13 protein-coding genes and 1 riboswitch are annotated in these 14,709 nt (G+C 65.9%); of the genes, 9 read left to right on the top strand and 4 right to left on the bottom strand.

Annotation, left to right across the window (positions count from 1 at the left end):
• Positions 1 to 5: 5 nt before the first annotated feature.
• The 4 genes from ASD58_RS15530 to ASD58_RS15515 all read right to left on the bottom strand — a co-directional run bounded on the left by ASD58_RS15530 (position 6) and on the right by ASD58_RS15515 (position 5,064).
• Entirely contained in the window at positions 6 to 1,142 is a 1,137-nt protein-coding gene (locus ASD58_RS15530) for an acyl-CoA dehydrogenase family protein (RefSeq protein ID WP_057262040.1), read from the bottom strand.
• Positions 1,139 to 2,896: an acyclic terpene utilization AtuA family protein gene (locus ASD58_RS15525; protein ID WP_057262039.1), complete on the bottom strand. Its 1,758-nt coding sequence runs from the start codon at positions 2,894 to 2,896 to the stop codon at positions 1,139 to 1,141. Before ASD58_RS15525 ends, ASD58_RS15530 begins: the two co-directional genes overlap by 4 nt.
• 165 nt (positions 2,897 to 3,061) lie before the next feature.
• Positions 3,062 to 4,264: a DUF4382 domain-containing protein gene (locus ASD58_RS15520; RefSeq protein ID WP_057262038.1), complete on the bottom strand. Its 1,203-nt coding sequence runs from the start codon at positions 4,262 to 4,264 to the stop codon at positions 3,062 to 3,064.
• 173 nt (positions 4,265 to 4,437) lie between these two features.
• A complete protein-coding gene (locus tag ASD58_RS15515; protein ID WP_156401290.1) occupies positions 4,438 to 5,064 on the bottom strand; it encodes a hypothetical protein in 627 nt (208 codons plus the stop codon).
• 57 nt (positions 5,065 to 5,121) lie between these two features.
• Positions 5,122 to 5,234: riboswitch (TPP riboswitch) on the top strand.
• Between the two features lie 76 nt (positions 5,235 to 5,310).
• On the opposite strand from ASD58_RS15515, the gene thiC reads away from it, so the two are divergent.
• The 9 genes from thiC (at position 5,311) to ASD58_RS15465 (ending at position 14,538) form a co-directional block, all read left to right on the top strand.
• Positions 5,311 to 7,170: a phosphomethylpyrimidine synthase ThiC gene (gene thiC, locus ASD58_RS15505; protein WP_057262035.1), complete on the top strand. Its 1,860-nt coding sequence runs from the start codon at positions 5,311 to 5,313 to the stop codon at positions 7,168 to 7,170.
• Positions 7,167 to 7,370 carry a sulfur carrier protein ThiS gene (thiS, locus tag ASD58_RS15500; protein ID WP_057262034.1) on the top strand — a complete coding sequence of 68 codons (204 nt, stop codon included), beginning with the start codon at positions 7,167 to 7,169 and terminating at the stop codon, positions 7,368 to 7,370. The genes thiC and thiS overlap by 4 nt, the downstream gene beginning before the upstream one ends.
• A 16-nt stretch (positions 7,371 to 7,386) precedes the next feature.
• Complete coding sequence (locus tag ASD58_RS15495; protein ID WP_057262033.1) at positions 7,387 to 8,169, top strand: thiazole synthase; 783 nt, start codon at positions 7,387 to 7,389, stop codon at positions 8,167 to 8,169.
• On the top strand, positions 8,166 to 9,191 hold the full coding sequence (locus ASD58_RS15490) for a bifunctional hydroxymethylpyrimidine kinase/phosphomethylpyrimidine kinase (RefSeq protein ID WP_057262032.1): 1,026 nt from the start codon (positions 8,166 to 8,168) through the stop codon (positions 9,189 to 9,191). The genes ASD58_RS15495 and ASD58_RS15490 overlap by 4 nt, the downstream gene beginning before the upstream one ends.
• 9 nt (positions 9,192 to 9,200) lie before the next feature.
• Positions 9,201 to 9,818 carry a thiamine phosphate synthase gene (thiE, locus tag ASD58_RS15485; protein ID WP_057262117.1) on the top strand — a complete coding sequence of 206 codons (618 nt, stop codon included), beginning with the start codon at positions 9,201 to 9,203 and terminating at the stop codon, positions 9,816 to 9,818.
• Positions 9,819 to 9,835: 17 nt separating this feature from the next.
• Positions 9,836 to 10,465 carry an ANTAR domain-containing response regulator gene (locus tag ASD58_RS15480; RefSeq protein WP_057262031.1) on the top strand — a complete coding sequence of 210 codons (630 nt, stop codon included), beginning with the start codon at positions 9,836 to 9,838 and terminating at the stop codon, positions 10,463 to 10,465.
• 154 nt (positions 10,466 to 10,619) lie between these two features.
• Positions 10,620 to 11,012: a response regulator gene (locus tag ASD58_RS15475; protein WP_057262030.1), complete on the top strand. Its 393-nt coding sequence runs from the start codon at positions 10,620 to 10,622 to the stop codon at positions 11,010 to 11,012.
• Positions 11,013 to 11,049: 37 nt separating this feature from the next.
• Entirely contained in the window at positions 11,050 to 12,156 is a 1,107-nt protein-coding gene (locus ASD58_RS15470; protein WP_057262029.1) for an S-(hydroxymethyl)glutathione dehydrogenase/class III alcohol dehydrogenase, read from the top strand.
• A 240-nt stretch (positions 12,157 to 12,396) separates the two neighbouring features.
• Positions 12,397 to 14,538 carry a M56 family metallopeptidase gene (locus ASD58_RS15465; RefSeq protein ID WP_057262028.1) on the top strand — a complete coding sequence of 714 codons (2,142 nt, stop codon included), beginning with the start codon at positions 12,397 to 12,399 and terminating at the stop codon, positions 14,536 to 14,538.
• The last annotated feature ends 171 nt before the right edge of the window (positions 14,539 to 14,709 follow it).

Below are 14,709 nucleotides of genomic sequence, written 5' to 3'. Positions count from 1 at the left end.
TCCTTTCAGGACCAGCCGAGCTGGCGCGCGGCCAGGTCGTTGAGGATTTCTTCGGCGCCGCCGCCGATCATATACACCTTGGCGTCGCGGTACACGCGCTCGGCCACCGTGCCGCGCATGAAGCCCATGCCGCCCAGGATCTGCACCGCTTCGCCGGCGCAGGCCTGCATGGTTTGCGCTGCGAAGTTCTTCAGCATGCATACCTGCGGCACCAGCGCATTGTCCTGGCCTGGCGCGGCATCCAGGCGCGCCACGACGCTGTCGATGAAGGCGCGCGTGGCTTCGATGCGAGTGGCCATCTGCACCAGCTTGTGGCGCACGGCCTGGTGCTGCACCAGCGCCTTGCCGAAGGTCTTGCGCTGCTGCGCCCATTGCACCGCTTCGTCAAGGCAGGCTTGCGCCAGGTAACAGGCGTGCATGGCCAGCATCAGGCGTTCGTCGTTGAAGTTGCGCATCAGGAGCGCAAAGCCGGCGTTTTCCGCCCCCAGCAGGTTGGCGGCCGGCACCCGGCATTGGTCGAAATGCAGTTCGGCCGTGTCGGAGCACCACCAGCCCATTTTCTTCAGCGGGCTGCGCGTCAGGCCGGGCGCGTCGCCGGGCACCAGCAGGATGCTCACGCCGGCCGCGCCGCTACCCGGAATGCCGGTACGCACGGCCAGCGTGATCCAGTCGGCGCGCATGCCGGAGGTGATGAAGGTCTTGCAGCCGTTGACGATGTAGTGCTCGCCGTCGCGCACGGCGCTGGTCGCCAGGTTGGCGACGTCGGAGCCGCCGCCCGGCTCCGTTACCGCCAGGGCGCTGATCTTCTCGCCGGCCAGGATGCCGGGCAGCACGCGGGCGCGCAGTTCGGGCGAGCCGCCATGCACGACTGGCGGCGTGCCGATGCGGTGGCTGAACAGGGACGCCAGCAGGCCGCCGCAGCCGGTGCGGCATAGTTCTTCATTCAGCACCTGTAGCTGGCGGTAGCTGGCGGGAAGGCCGCCCTCTGCTTCGGGAAAGCCCAGCGCCAGCAGCCCCAGTTCGCCGGCCTGCCGGTACAGCGTGCGCGGGAAGGCGCCTGCTTCTTCCCAGTTGCTGACGTGGGGGCGCAGTTCCTGCTCGACGAAGCGGCGCACGGTGGCGCGCAGGGCTTCTTCCATCATGTTCTCCGGCTGTTGAAATCGGGCGGCACCGCCACCGGCATCGCCAGCAGCCATTGCGCCATGCCCTTGCCAAGCGGGTCATGGCGCAGCGATGCCATGCCGCCGCCGCCCAATGCCTGCTCGCAGACGAAATTGAAGGCGTGGATGCCGGGCAGCTCATAGCGCGTGACTGGCCCGAGCACCTTGTCGGCCAGGTGCGCCGCCACCGCTTCCGGCGTAAGCTGCTCGCGCAGCAAGGCCAGGTCTTCAGGATGGCGGGCGATGACGCCGATATTGGAGGTATCGCCCTTGTCGCCGCTGCGCGCCCTGGCCAGCTCGATCAGCGGCACCCTGCGCCATCCATCAGGTGGTTGAGCCCGTGTCACACTGTGGGGTCTGACCCCAGGGTGTGACACAGGCTGGGCCGTAGCGGTCGCGCCGGGCGGGATCGGTGGGCGAAGCTGTTCGCCGTCGGGCAGCTGCACGGTGGGCTGCAGGCGGGTTTTGTCGAGCAGGAAGGAGAACTGCTTGATGGCGGGCGACACCGTGGGGCGGCCGCCGAAACCGGTGGTGCCGGGCGCCCAGGAGGTGCCGGCGGGGGCGATCTCACGGGCGAATATCTCCAACGCGGCACGCTGGGGGTGCGCCACGGCCAGCCACATGACCGCTTGTCCAAAGCCTTCGGCGGCGCCGAGGATGTCGATATGCGTGGCGGAATAGTCGCCCAGGCCGGCGCGCGTGAACATGGCTCGCGTGCGGGCCAGGATCGCTTCGGCACTGCGGCGCGCTTTGCGGCCGGCTTCATGGCCGACGACGGTCAGTTGTGCGGCGCTGCGGAAGCCGTCGGCATAGGTGGCGCTGACTTTGTAGGTGGGCGTTGGCGCGTGGCCGCGCGCCCCTTGCACCAGCACGCGTTGCGGCCCGTCCGCCTGCAGCGTGACGGCGCTGAAATCGCACACTACGTCCGGCAGCAGGTAGCGCGCGGGGTCGCCTATCTCATACAGCAACTGCTCGGCCGCCACCGCTGGCGTGACCAGTCCGCCGCTGCCTTCCGGCTTGCCCAGCACGAAGCTGCCATCGGCGCGGCACTCCACTACCGGGTAGCCGCTGTTGGCCCAATCGGGCACGTCTTCCCAGTCGGTGAACAGGCCGCCGCTGCCCTGGCAGCCGCATTCGATCAGGTGGCCGGCCAGGCTGCCGGCGGCGAGCAGGTCGTAGTCGCTGCCCCCCCAGCCGAATTCGTGCATCAGGGCGCCCAGCGTCACGGCGCTGTCGACGCAACGGCCGGTGATCACCACGTCGGCGCCGGCATCGAGTGCGGCTTTGATCGGCAGGGCACCCAGATAGGCGTTGGCGCTGAGGATAGTGGCCGGCAGGGCCACGCCTTCCGCGCGCAGCTCCGGCAGCAGGGCCGAAACGTCGTCGCCTTCGACCACGGCGATGCGCGGCGCCAGCCCTTGTTGCGCTGCCAGCGCACGCAGCGCAGCGGCGCAGCCTTGCGGGTTGATGCCGCCGGCATTGGCCACCACGCGCACGCTGCGCGCCAGGGCCTCGCCCAGCACGTCGCGCATGACGTCGATGAAGTCGGTGGCGTAGCCGAGTTCCGGCTGCTTGCGGCGCGCGGCCGCCAGCAGCGACATGGTCAGTTCGGCCAGGTAATCGAACACCAGGTAATCGAGGTCGCCGCCTTCGATCAGTTGCCGCGGGCCGAGGGCGCTGTCGCCCCAGAAGCCTGCCGCACCGCCGATCCGGACATGGTTCCTGCCTGCGCGCACCGTGGCTCCTTTTATTAAATCATGCGATTGAATAATTCAGGATACCGCGGAAAAGCAGGCGCACGCAAGCGCGATGCGTTGCTGGCGCACGACGCAAAAGAAAACCCCGGCTGCCGCCAGGTGGCGGCGCCGGGGCTATGGCGTCAGCTTAGCTGGCGCAGGTGCTTAAGGCACCAGGTTGAAGTTGACGTTGACGGCGTTGGCGACATTGAGATCGACCGCCGCATTGGACAGCGTGGTGTAGCCGGTGGCCGAAGCATCGACCTTGTACATGCCCGTGGCCGGGATAGTGCCAGCGCTGGCGAAGGTCAGCGGCAGCGTGGCGCTATATGCTGCGTACTGCGGTGCCGCCAGCGGCAGCTTGGTGATGCTGTAAGCGCCGGTGCTCAGGTCCGCATTGGTATAGCGCAGGGTCACGGTCGGGCCGCCGGTGATGGCTTGCTTGGCCGAGAGCAGGGCCGATTCGGTGGCGCTGGCCGGGGTCAGCGTGGCGGTGCCGCTGATGGAGCCCATCAGGCTGGTGTTGGCCAGGGTGAACGGGGCGCCGGTGGTGCTGATCGGGACCATGCCGGTGGTGGAAGTCACCGGCACGCCGCCTACCACGTAGGCTGCATGCGTGTTGGAGGTGATCACCACGTCGTAATTACCGAGAGGCAGGCGTGGCAGCACGAATTCGCCGGTGGAGCTTGGCACCGTTGCGGCCACCACGGCACCGTTTTGCTGGGCGCTGACGGTGACGCCATCGGACACCAGCGGCGCGCCGACAAAGCCACTGATGCCGTTCAGGGCGGTCGGGATCACTTTCACGACCGGTTTCAGGGCGTACTTGCCATTGCCTTTGGTGACGATGGATTTGCAGGCGTCGAAGTCCATCACCAGGTCATAGCGCTGGCCCGCTTCCACCGTGAAGTCGGCATTCATCTTGATGCCGCTTTGGACCGCGCTCGGGGTGTCGAGCGAGATTTCGGCGGTGGTGCCGCTCAGGACCACGGAGTTGGCAGTTGCGTTGCCGGTGTTCGGGTCCAGCACCAGGCGCACCTGGTTGTAGCGGCCGGCCGCCAGCGAGGTCTGGCCGAGTGCGTCCAGGGTGCCGTTGGTCAGGTTCAGCAGGTTTATTTTCTTACCTGGCGACAGGGTAATATCGGTCCAGCCGCTATCGGTGTCGCTGGCGGTCGCGCTGGTGTTGACGCGCACCTTGTTGACGGTAACGTTGACTGCATCAAAGCCGCAGGCCGGTGCATCGGTAATCGACACGCCCAGGGTACCCATGGTCTGGGTTGGCGGGGTGTCGCCGCCGCCACCGCCACCGCAAGCTGCGAGCAGCAGGGATGTCAGTGCGAGTGGGAGCAGGGAGACTTTCGAGTTCATGGTAGTGCCTCTCGTAGTAGTTATTGGTGCTCTTCCATTATCGGAAGCGAGAGGAAATACGCTATGTGCGATTACGCACATAGTAACGAATTGTTACACTTGCAGATGAAAAGCTACTCAGCAGCCACATGCAATGTTGTTGTTCGGCAACACTGCATTTTCGCTGGCCGCTGTCACGGGCAGTTGACGTTCCAGGCGGTGAGTTCGGCGCGTGACGGCCGCACCGTGATGTCTACCTTGCTGCCGATATCGCTTTCGTAGCCCAGCACGAACATGCCGTCGGCGCTGCGGCCCAAAGACCGCAACTGGAAGTTGCGCGAGCGGGTCGGCGCGCAGCTGGTGTTGCCGGCCATGAGCAGGCGTGCGCGCTGCAGCAGTTCGCCCTGGGCCTGGATCAGGCGCAGCATGTCGATTTCAGCCAGCGGCGCGCGCAGTTCGACCATGGCCGCCGGCGGCGTGCCGCAATTGGTGGTGTGGTGGACCCAGACATGCTGGCTGCTGTCGGCGCGCCAGCTATCGTCGGCCTGCTGCGTGTAGCGCGAGCGTGTGACGCGGCACAGCGGCAGCACCAGGCGCACCGGCGGCGCGTCGGCAGTCGCGCTGGCGATCCATTTCTTTCCATCGGGGGCCCGTTCGGCATGCAGCGGCGGCAACGGGGCGCCCGGCGCCGTGCGCTGCATGAATTGCTCGAACGAGCGTTGTTCGGCCAGCGTGGGCGCGCGCGCGTCGGCGCCTGGCGCGGCCGCCTGCGCGGTGGTGGCCACTGCGGCCATCGCTGCCGCGAATACTACATATCGCATCCGGTCTCCTTTCAATGCGCATCGATTATAGATATAATCCGCTCGCTGCCGAAAGGTGGCACACGCTAGGGGTCCTGTGCGCTCAGTTTCAAATTGAGCCGCGCGGGTGAGAAATACCCTCCGAACCTGATCTGGATAATGCCAGCGAAGGGAAGCTTCAGGATACGCAGCGGCTGCGCCATACGGCGCAACTGCACGCGCAGCCTAACCTCCTTTGCTGGCTCCTGCGCCAACAAAGGAGCCAAAATGAACGCCAATCCAACTTTCCTCGCCGCCCAGGCCGAGGTCGACTCCGCAGCAGTTACCCCGCTGCCGAACTCCCGCAAGATCTACGTGACCGGCAGCCGTGCCGACCTGCGCGTGCCAATGCGCGAGATCAGCCTGTCCGGCGACAATGCGCCGGTCACCGTGTACGACTGTTCCGGCCCGTACAGCGACCCGGCCGAAACGGTCGACATCCGCAAAGGCCTCGGCACGCCGCGCGCCGCCTGGATTGCCGAGCGCAACGACACCGAAATGCTGGACGGCCCGACTTCCGACTATGGCCGCCAGCGCCTGGCTGACGAAAAACTCGACGCCCTGCGTTTCGAGCTGCACCGCCAGCCGCGCCGCGCGCAAGCTGGCCGCAACGTCACCCAAATGCACTACGCGCGCCAGGGCATCGTCACGCCGGAAATGGAATATGTGGCGATCCGCGAAAACCTGCGCCGCAAGGAATACCTGGCCGGCCTGCGCGCCCAGGGCGAGAAAGGCCAGCGCATGGCCGACCTGCTGGGCCGCCAGCACCGCGGCGAGTCGTTCGGCGCCGCCATTCCTGAAGAAATCACGCCGGAATTCGTGCGCCAGGAAGTCGCCCGCGGCCGCGCCATCATCCCGGCCAACATCAACCATCCGGAACTGGAGCCGATGATCATCGGCCGCAATTTCCTGGTGAAGGTGAACGCCAATATCGGCAACTCCGCCGTGACTTCCTCCATCGGCGAGGAAGTGGAGAAGATGACCTGGGCCATCCGCTGGGGCGGCGACACCGTGATGGACCTCTCCACCGGCAAGCATATCCACGAAACGCGCGAATGGATTGTGCGTAATTCGCCAGTGCCGATCGGCACCGTGCCGATCTACCAGGCGCTGGAAAAAGTCAACGGCAAGGCCGAAGACCTGACCTGGGAAATCTTCCGCGACACCTTGATCGAACAGGCGGAGCAGGGCGTCGACTACTTCACCATCCACGCCGGCGTGCTGCTGCGCTACGTGCCGCTGACGGCCAACCGCATGACCGGCATCGTGTCGCGCGGCGGATCGATCATGGCCAAATGGTGCCTGGCGCATCACAAGGAAAACTTCCTGTACACGCACTTCGAAGAGATCTGCGAAATCATGAAGGCCTACGACGTGAGCTTCTCGCTGGGCGACGGCCTGCGCCCTGGCTCGGTGTGGGATGCCAACGACGCGGCGCAACTGGGCGAACTGAAAACCCTGGGCGAACTGACCCAGGTCGCCTGGAAGCACGACGTGCAGGTGATGATCGAAGGCCCGGGCCACGTGCCGATGCAGCTCATTAAAGAGAATATGGACCTGCAACTGGAGCAGTGCAGCGAAGCGCCGTTCTACACCCTTGGCCCGCTGACCACCGATATCGCGCCCGGCTACGACCACATCACCTCCGGCATCGGCGCGGCGCAGATCGGCTGGTATGGTACCGCCATGCTGTGCTACGTGACGCCGAAGGAGCACCTGGGCCTGCCGAACAAGGCCGACGTCAAGGAGGGCATCATCACCTACAAGATCGCGGCCCATGCTGCCGACCTGGCGAAAGGCCATCCCGGCGCGCAGATCCGCGACAACGCGCTGTCGCTGGCGCGCTTCGAATTCCGCTGGGAAGACCAGTTCAACCTGGGCCTGGATCCGGACCGCGCGCGCGAATTCCACGACGAGACCCTGCCGAAGGACTCGGCCAAGGTGGCGCACTTCTGCTCCATGTGCGGCCCGCATTTCTGCTCGATGAAGATCACGCAGGAGGTGCGCGAGTTCGCCGCCAAGGGCATGCAGGAGAAGTCGATCGAGTTCGTCAAGGGCGGCGCCAGCATCTACCGCGAGCAAGCATGATCGAGATTGAACTGAACGGCGCGCCGCATGCGGTGCCGCCGCAGCAGACGCTGGAGGCGCTGATCGATGGGCTCGAGCTGACCGGCCAGGCGCTGGCGCTGGCGGTCAACCGCCAGGTGGTGCCGCGCCAGCGCTGGCCGCAGGTCGCGCTGAATCATAACGACAAAGTAGACATCGTCCGCGCCATCGGCGGCGGCTGAAAAGGGGAGACTGCAAATGCAAGACAAACCATTGGTCATCGCGGGCAAGGAGTACAACTCGCGCCTGCTGGTCGGCAGCGGCAAGTACAAGGACCTGCCGCAGACCCGCGAGGCAACGCTGGCAGCGGGGGCCGACATCATCACGGTGGCGATCCGCCGCGTCAACATCGGCCAGGACCCGCACGCGCCAAGCCTGCTGGACTATGTGCCGCCGCATGAATTCACCATCCTGCCCAATACGGCCGGCTGCTATACGGCGAAGGATGCGGTGTACACCCTGCAGATGGCGCGCGAACTGCTGAATGGCCACAAGCTGGTCAAGCTGGAAGTGCTGGGCGACGAGAAGACCCTGTTCCCGAACATGCCGGAAACGCTGGTCGCCGCGCGCGAACTGGTGCAGGACGGCTTCGACGTGATGGTCTACTGCAGCGACGATCCGATCCAGGCACGCATGCTGGAAGACATCGGGTGCTGCGCGGTGATGCCGCTGGCGTCGCTGATCGGCTCCGGCATGGGCATCCTGAATCCTTGGAACCTGTCGCTGATCATCGAGCAGTCCAATGTGCCGGTGCTGGTTGACGCCGGCGTCGGCACCGCGTCCGATGCGGCCATCGCCATGGAGCTGGGCTGCGACGGCGTGCTGATGAACACCGCCATCGCGGCTGCCGGCGATCCGGTCCGCATGGCGCGCGCCATGAAGCTGGGCGTGCAGGCTGGCCGCGAAGCGTTCCTGGCCGGCCGCATGCCGCGCCGCTTTGCCGCCTCGCCGTCGTCGCCGATGGCGGGGAGGCTGGCATGAGCGACCGGCCTTGTGTGCTGGTGTTTTCCGGCGCCGATCCATCGGGCGGCGCCGGCATGGCGGCCGACATCCAGGCCATCACGGCGATGGGGGCGCATGCGCTGCCGGTGCTGACCGCCATTACGGTGCAGGACAATAACCGCGTGCATGCGGTGCTGCCGCTGGCGCCGGAAATCGTGCTGCAACAGGCGCGTGCGCTGCTGGCGCAAGTGCCGGTTGCGGCGGTGAAGATCGGCATTCCGGGCAGTGCGGAAAATGCCCAGGCTATCGCGACGCTGATTGGCGAGCTACGCGCCACCCATCGCGCGGCGGCCGGGGCGGCGCCAGGCTGGGCGCAGCGGCTGTATAGCGACCCGCCGGTGGTACTGGACCCCGTGCTGCGCAGCGGCCATGGCGATGCGCTGGGCCGCGACGATGCGGTGCAGGCGCTGGCGCCGTTGCTGCCGCTGGCCACGCTGATCACGCCGAATGGGCCGGAAGCGGCGGCCCTGGCTGGCAATGCGGCGCGTTATCGCGCGCCGCTGCGGGCAGGCGCTGCTGCAGCTTCCGGTATCGGCGCGCTGGCGCGCTCCATGGCAACCGCCGCAGCAACCACGCCGGCGGTCGCCAACGCCGTCGCGGCGGGGGACGTTGCCCTCGCGGACGCGGCACCGATGGTGGCGCTGGCGGCGCCCGGCGTGCCGCCGGCCTGGCGCGGCACTGCGCACGGCGACGCATTGGCTCACGCGCGCGCGCTGCGTGCGCTGGGCTGTACCCATGTGCTGGTCACCGGCGGCCATGATGAAGGCAGCGACGTGGTGATCAACCGCTGGCTGGGCCCCGACCGCCAGCAGAACTGGAGCTGGCCGCGCCTGCCGGGTGGTTTCCACGGCAGCGGATGCACGCTGGCCGCAGCCACGGCGGCCCTGCTGGCGCTGGGTAACACCATGGCGCAAGCGTTGACCAAGGCGCAAGGCTATACCCAGCGCGCACTGGCCGCTTCATACGCCATCGCGCCCGGCCAGCGCATCCCGCAGCGATAAGGAGAAATGATGCAAGGACTTTACCTGGTCACCCCGAACTGGGACGACACCGATAAATTGCTCGATGTGACCGAGCAGGCGCTGCGCGCCGGCGTCGCGCTGCTGCAGTACCGCCACAAGGACGCCAGCCCGGCGCTGCGCCGCGAGCAGGGCGGGGCGCTGCGCGAGCTATGCCATCAATACAGCGTGCCCTTCCTGGTCAACGACCATGTGGCGCTGTGCCGCGAGCTGGGCGCCGATGGCGTGCATCTCGGCGGCACCGATGCGCCGCTGGCCGAAGTGCGCGCCTCGCTCGGCCCCAACAAGCTGATTGGCGCCTCGTGCTACGGCGAGCTGGCACGCGCGCAGGCTGCGCAGGCGGCCGGCGCCAGCTACGTGGCGTTCGGCGGTTTTTATCCATCGAAGGTGAAGCAGTACGCCGTCACCACCCAGCCAGCCATCCTGCGCCATGCGCGCGAAGCGATCAGTGTGCCGCTGTGTGTGATCGGCGGCATGACGCCGCTCAATGCGGCGCCGCTGGTGGCCGAGGGAGCGCAACTGGTAGCGGCGATCACCAGCGTCTACCTGGCCGAAGATGTAGGGGCTGCAGTGCGGGAATTTCAGTCTATAATTTCCCCATTAGCATAACCATAAGGTTGACGCCGATGAACGCCCAGACTCCGCCGAAGCGCCTGATCCTGATCGTCGATGATGACAAGATCCTGACCGAGTTCCTGGGCGAATTGCTAGCCCGTGCCGGCTACGACACCATGCTGGCGCACTCTTCGGACCAGGCCCTGTCCCTGATCGCCGAGCGCGAGCCCGACCTGGCCCTGCTCGACATCCACATGCCCGGCATGTCGGGCCTGGAACTGGCCAAGCAATTGAACCGCAACACCACGGTGCCTTTCATGTTCCTGTCCGGCCGCGGCGATGCCGACGCCGGCAAGCAGGCCGCCGCCTACGGCGCGGTGGGCTTTGTCGTGAAACCGGTCGACGAGCACCACCTGATGCCAGCCTTCGAAGCCGGCCTGGCGCGCGCCGATGAAATCCGCCAGTTGCGCCGCACCGAGATCAACCTGAACGCAGCGCTGGCTGCCGGCCGCGAGACCAGCCTGGCCGTGGGCCTGTTGATGTGCAAGTACCAGACCGACCGCAACACCGCCTTCGAAGTGCTGCGCGACCATGCCCGTTCCAGCCGGCGCAAGATCAACGAAGTGGCCGACCAGTTGCTGGCTGCGGAAGAAATGTTGAACAGCTTGCATGCAGCGTTTAACTCACGCCTGAAGAAATAAAGCTTTCCGCGTGCCATACACTTAAAGTAGACTAATGCGGTGGGCCCCAACTTGCCCACCGCAACACCCTCAGCGGCCGCCCCTCCTTCGCGGCCCGGCAACATCCTTCGGCCCAGCTCCGCCGACCATCCCCTGCAGTGCGGAGAACCGCTTCATGAACATGTCATTTGATTTGCATCCGGCGCCACGGGTGCTGCACGTCGATCACGACGAAGACAGCGCCGTGGTCCTGGCGACCTTGCTGGCGCCGGAAATCCATGTGGTGCACGCGTCCAGCTACAGCCAGGCGCAAAGCCAATTGCAGCACGGTGAGTTTGCGATGGTGGTGATCGATCCCGACCTGCCGGATGGCGACGGCCACACCCTGATCCATTCCCTGCGCCAGGCCGACCAGGACACCCCGGTCCTGCTGTATTCCGCCAGCCAGCCGATGCTGCATCACCAGGCCCACGCTTTCCTGCCCAAGCCCTGGACTTCGCCGCGCCAACTCTGGCGTACCGTCTCGCATATGCTGGGGCTGGAGTCCATGCTGGCTGTCAGGAGTTAAGCTATGCTGTCGTCTTTATCACATTCGGAGTACCGGGATGAAGACGAGAGCAGCAGTAGCATGGAAGGCCGGAGCGCCGCTGACCATTGAAGAAGTGGACCTGGACGGCCCGCGCGCGGGCGAAGTGCTGGTGGAGATCAAAGCCACCGGCATTTGCCATACCGACCACTACACCCTGTCCGGCGCCGATCCGGAAGGGCTGTTCCCGGCCATTCTCGGCCACGAAGGTGCTGGCGTGGTGGTCGACGTCGGGCCGGGCGTCACTTCGCTCAAAAAAGACGACCATGTGATCCCGCTGTACACGCCGGAATGCCGGCAGTGCAAGTTCTGCCTGTCGCGCAAGACCAACCTGTGCCAGGCGATCCGCTCCACCCAGGGCAAGGGCCTGATGCCGGATGGATCGAGCCGCTTCTCGCTGGACGGCAAGCCGCTGTTCCACTACATGGGCACTTCGACCTTCTCCAACTATATCGTAGTGCCGGAGATCGCACTGGCCAGGATCCGTTCCGACGCGCCATTCGACAAGGTATGCTACATCGGCTGCGGCGTGACCACCGGCGTGGGCGCCGTGCTGTTCACCGCCAAGGTGGAAGCGGGCGCCAATGTGGTGGTGTTCGGCCTTGGCGGCATTGGCCTGAACGTGATCCAGGCGGCCAGGATGGTGGGCGCCGACAAGATCATCGGCATCGACATCAACCCGGCGCGCGAAGCGATGGCGCGCCAGTTCGGCATGACCCACTTCATCAATCCGCGCGACGTGGAGAACGTGGTGGACGCCATTGTGCAACTAACCGATGGCGGCGCCGACTACAGCTTCGAGTGCGTCGGCAATACCCAGCTGATGCGCCAGGCGCTCGAGTGCTGCCATAAAGGCTGGGGCAAGTCGATCGTGATCGGCGTGGCGGCGGCAGGGCAGGAGATCTCCACTCGTCCATTCCAGCTGGTGACCGGCCGCCACTGGCTGGGCTCAGCCTTCGGCGGCGCGCGCGGCCGCACCGACGTGCCGAAGATCGTAGACTGGTATATGGAAGGCAAGCTCAAAATCGATGAGCTGATCACCCACACCCTCCCGCTGGAACGCATCAATGAAGGCTTCGACCTGATGGAACGCGGCGAATCGATCCGCTCCGTAGTCGTCTACTAAGCCCGCGGCCGCCGCGCCGCCGGGGTCTGGCCCTGTGGGTCCGACCCCGCTTTTACCGGTTTTCCACGCCCCAGGCGGCGAAAATCGCCGTTCATCGCAAATCCCGATCCGCCGCCGCCGCACTCCGCTACATTGGCTCCTGAGCACTCGCAACCAGAACTAGACAAAAAGTTCTAGACACAAAGTTCTAGATCATTTAATCTAGTTTGCAAGGACACCATCAAACCGGAGCCGCCTGCCATGAGCAACCTGCTGAACGCCGTCATCCCCGCCTTGGGCTGGTCCCTGCTGCACTTCCTGTGGCAAGGCCTGCTGATCGGCTGCGTCGCGGCACTACTCCTGCACGCCCTGCGCAACGCCAGGCCGCAAGCCCGCTACCTGGTGGCCTGCATCGCCTTGCTGCTGTGCGCCGCGCTCCCCCTGGCCAACTTCGCCTGGCGCCTGGCCGACGCCGCCGATACCGGCTACGTGCTGCCAGCGCCGCTGGAAACCAGCGCCATCGCCGCCATCCCCGGTGCCGCCGATGGCATGGGCGCCGGGACAGCCCTGGTCGACATCGACGCCATGGCATCCTGGGAATACCTGCTGCGCCGCCAGATGTCCTGGCTGGTGCTGCTGTGGGCCGCCGGCGCCGCGCTGATGACGCTGCGCCTGTCGCTCGGCCTGCAATGGGTGCGTACCCGCACCTTGCCCAACCACTACCACGCCGACCCAAGCTGGCAAGCCCGCGCCACCGCGCTGGCCCGGCGCATGGGCATCCGCCGCCCGGTGCGCCTTGGCGTGTCGGAGGATGCGCTGGAAGGGCCGATCACGGCCGGCATCCTGCGCCCGATCGTGCTGCTGCCTGCCTCGCTGGTCAGCGGCCTGCCGCCCGACTTGCTGGAAGCGCTGCTGGCCCACGAGCTGGCCCATGTGCGCCGCCACGACTACCTGGTCAACCTGGTCCAGAGCGGCATCGAGATTTTCCTGTTCTACCACCCCAGCGTGTGGATGCTGTCGCAATGCATCCGCCGCGAACGCGAACAGATAGCAGACGACTTAGCCGCAAGCACGCTCGGCGAACCGCGGCGCCTGGCACTTGCACTTTCCGAGCTGGACAAGTTCCAGTTCACCACCATTCATTTTGCTGCCCCCGCGGCAAACGGAGGAGACCTCATGTCCCGAATCAAACGCCTGATCCGTCCAGATGCACAGCCTCTGAGCTGGAAGATGGCGACCCCGTTGTTAGGAATTTTCGCCGCCTGCGCCGCGCTGTATGCCCACGCCATGCCGCAAGCGATCTCGCTTCCAGCCGCCAGTGCTGTTGCCGCACCTGCGGCGCTGGCCGCGCCGTCCCCAGATGGCGCCGCAGCGCCTGAAGCCGCACCGGCGCCCGCCGTGATCATGCACGTCAGCGATGCCGACGACCAGCACGACGTGGAGCCTGCACCACCGGCCCCGCCGGCACCGCTGGCAGTCGCCGCACCACCAGCTCCGCCGGCGCCTCCTGCATCCATGGCTGAACTGGCGCCGCCAGCCCCTCCTGCACCGATGGCCGCAATCCCGGCCCCGCCCAAACCGCCAAAGCCACCAAAACTGCCGAAGGAACTGAGGGAGATCGAAAGCAGCAGCTACATCTCGATCGACGACAACAGCCGCAGCGCCTACGCCTTTGTGCGCGACAACGACAAGCACCTGTCGGTCAACGGCTTCCACGGCGCGCCTGGCGACCTGACGACGCTGAAGCGCTTGCGCCAGGACACCAAAGGTGAGTTCATCTACGTTCGCAAAGACGGCAAGTCCTACGTGATCCGGGACCCGGTCCTGCTGGGCAAGGTGCGTGAACTGTGGAAGCCGGCTGAAGCCCACGGCAAGATCATGGAAGAGCAGGGCAAGCTGATGGACATCCAAGGCAAGCAAGTGGAAGCCATGAGCGACCAGATTGCGAAAGAAGTCGAAGCCGCCATGGGCAGCAAGGAGCAGCAAGCCATCGAGCGCGACATCGAGCGCAAGATGGAACTGTCCGCACGCCAGCAGGAACGCATCGGCCGCGCCATGGAAAAAGCCAGCCGCAAGATGGAAATGGCCGACGACAAGACCCGCGCCCGGATCGAAATCGACCTGGAAGATTTGCGCAAGCAGCTGGAGCCACTGTCGGCGGAAATGGCGCGCCAGGGCAGCGAGATCGCCGCCCGCCACGCAGCACTGGCAGCACGCCAGGCGCCGACGGCCGCCATGCATGCCCGCATCGCCGAAGCGTCCAGGCCGCTGGCCGAAATGGGCCGCAAGATGGGTGAACTGGGACGCGAGCAAGGCCGCCTGTCACGCGAGGCAGACAAGGCCTCGCGCGCCCTGATCGACGAAGCGATCAGCAACGGCAGCGCCAAGCCGCTAATGCAATAAAAGTCGGGGTCAGCTCCGGCAATCGGACATTTTGCTGCGCAAAATGTCCGATTGCCGGAGCTGACCCCGACTTTCGAAAAAAAACGCCCCGGCGCTTGCGCGCACGGGGCGTTTTGCTACTNGGGGTCAGCTCCGGCAATCGGACATTTTGCTGCGCAAAATGTCCGATTG

Source organism: Duganella sp. Root1480D1 (assembly GCF_001427305.1).
Lineage (GTDB): Bacteria > Pseudomonadota > Gammaproteobacteria > Burkholderiales > Burkholderiaceae_D > Rugamonas.
The sequence above is the reverse complement of the archived record's forward strand: the minus strand, read 5'-3'. Positions and strand labels throughout refer to the sequence as shown.

Bases quoted from the DNA above. Each gene is read 5' to 3' on its own strand.
- ASD58_RS15475 (WP_057262030.1), top strand. From the start codon at position 10,620: ATGAACATGTCATTTGATTTGCATCCGGCGCCACGGGTGCTGCACGTC.
- ASD58_RS15490 (WP_057262032.1), top strand. From the start codon at position 8,166: ATGAGCGACCGGCCTTGTGTGCTGGTGTTTTCCGGCGCCGATCCATCG.
- thiE (WP_057262117.1), top strand. From the start codon at position 9,201: ATGCAAGGACTTTACCTGGTCACCCCGAACTGGGACGACACCGATAAA.
- ASD58_RS15480 (WP_057262031.1), top strand. From the start codon at position 9,836: ATGAACGCCCAGACTCCGCCGAAGCGCCTGATCCTGATCGTCGATGAT.
- ASD58_RS15515 (WP_156401290.1), bottom strand. From the start codon at position 5,064: ATGCGATATGTAGTATTCGCGGCAGCGATGGCCGCAGTGGCCACCACC.
- ASD58_RS15470 (WP_057262029.1), top strand. From the start codon at position 11,050: ATGAAGACGAGAGCAGCAGTAGCATGGAAGGCCGGAGCGCCGCTGACC.
- ASD58_RS15495 (WP_057262033.1), top strand. From the start codon at position 7,387: ATGCAAGACAAACCATTGGTCATCGCGGGCAAGGAGTACAACTCGCGC.
- thiS (WP_057262034.1), top strand. From the start codon at position 7,167: ATGATCGAGATTGAACTGAACGGCGCGCCGCATGCGGTGCCGCCGCAG.
- ASD58_RS15465 (WP_057262028.1), top strand. From the start codon at position 12,397: ATGAGCAACCTGCTGAACGCCGTCATCCCCGCCTTGGGCTGGTCCCTG.
- thiC (WP_057262035.1), top strand. From the start codon at position 5,311: ATGAACGCCAATCCAACTTTCCTCGCCGCCCAGGCCGAGGTCGACTCC.
- ASD58_RS15520 (WP_057262038.1), bottom strand. From the start codon at position 4,264: ATGAACTCGAAAGTCTCCCTGCTCCCACTCGCACTGACATCCCTGCTG.
- ASD58_RS15530 (WP_057262040.1), bottom strand. From the start codon at position 1,142: ATGATGGAAGAAGCCCTGCGCGCCACCGTGCGCCGCTTCGTCGAGCAG.